Origin of the sequence: Nocardia miyunensis NBRC 108239 (assembly GCF_001613065.1) — a bacterium.
Classification (GTDB): Bacteria; Actinomycetota; Actinomycetes; order Mycobacteriales; family Mycobacteriaceae; genus Nocardia; species Nocardia miyunensis.
In genome coordinates this window covers 1-1,479 of sequence record NZ_BDBQ01000188.1, presented here as the reverse complement: position 1 = coordinate 1,479, position 1,479 = coordinate 1, and the positions used below count along the sequence as shown (strand labels likewise).

Below are 1,479 nucleotides of genomic sequence, written 5' to 3'. Positions count from 1 at the left end.
ATGAGACACCTTCTGTCAACCTCAGGCAGCGGTTGTCGGGGTGATGGCGTTGCGGCGGTTGCTGACGTGGACGTTCTCGTCGTAGGCGATGCCTCGGGTGAGGCAGTGCCACAGCAGTTCGAGCCATCGGTTGGCCAGCGCGCGCAGCGCGCTGTGGTGGGATTTGCCCTTGGTGATCTTGGCGTCGTAGAACTCGCGCGCCCATCCCGAGGCGCGCAGGCTGCAGAACGCCCATTGATGCACCGCTGCACCGAGGTAGCGGTTGTGCGCGAGCCGGCGGGCCACGACGTACTCGCTGCGCCCGGATCTTCGGGTCACCGGCGCGGTCCCGCCGTAACATTGCAGCGCATTCGGAGTCGCGAATTGCTCGATGTGATCCCCGATTTCACCGGCGACCCGGGCGGCGAGCACGTCCCCGAGCCCGGGGAAGCTCAGGTAGATCTCACCGCCCGGCACCGCTTTTCCCGGATCGGGGTTCCTGGGTTGCTTGGCGCGGCCTTCGCGGCGGGCGCCCAGCAGCAGTTCACCCATACGCCGGGACCACGCTCTGCGAGCCTCGCGCAGGGCCAGCAGCTGCGTCGCGGTCAATGCGATCGTGGTGGCCTTGGCGCGCACGAGGTACTCACGCACGGGCAACTGCTCGACCGCCAGCGCTCCCGAGACGCGGGCGGTGAACCGGTCCGGCCAGCCATGCCGGTGTGCGCGGGCGAATGCCTCGAGCTGGTCGCGGTCGAGGTCGGCGAGCTGGGCATGGGTGGGCCACAATGCCAAGAGCTTCAACATGATTGGGCTGCCCAGATCATCGGCGGCGATCGTGACCGCGGCCGGGAACGTGGACAGCAGGTCCGCACGCAGCCGATTGAGCAGGCGGCGCTGGTCGCGGGCGGCGCGTTCGTCGTCACGGGCGATGGCACGCAGCTCTGCGGCCAGATCACCGTGCGGGACGAGCTTGCGCAGGTCCAGAAACTGGTCCAGCGCGAGCAAGCAGCAGATGCGAGCGTCTTCGGCGTCGTCTTTCTTCTTCGCCGGGCCGCGGCGGCGCGCGACCAGGTCCGGATTCACCGGCAGCAGCGTGAATCCCGCATCGACCAACGATTCGACCAGCACACCGTGACGGGTCTCGAGCACCACCCGCACCTCGGCAGGATCGGGTTCCAGGTCTACACAGCGTGCGACGAGCCGGGCCACACCGGCCGCGGAATGGTCGATGCGGAACTGCTCGATCACACCCTCACCGGGCCGGCCCAGGGCCACGTCGTGGAACGACTCGGCCCAATCTATCCCCACAGCAAGCAAAAGCGTTGCCTTCCACCAGATTTCATTTGTCCTCGACCGGGGCTGGAGGCGGCGCGTCGTGCTGATAAACCAGTCCTCACCGGGACGACACCTTCCGAGACGACATGCCTCCGGCACAGGCCCCCGGGGACGCAGTCTCATCTCAGTCCTCGAAGGACAAGCGCACCAAGCATTCCCCGGAGG

1 protein-coding gene is annotated in these 1,479 nt (G+C 67.4%); it reads right to left on the bottom strand.

From position 1 onward, the window contains the following. Positions 1-21: 21 nt before the first annotated feature. Positions 22-1,287, bottom strand: a complete 1,266-nt coding sequence (locus tag NM2_RS46905) for an IS110 family transposase (RefSeq protein ID WP_245718598.1) — start codon at positions 1,285-1,287, stop codon at positions 22-24. Between the last annotated feature and the right edge of the window lie 192 nt (positions 1,288-1,479).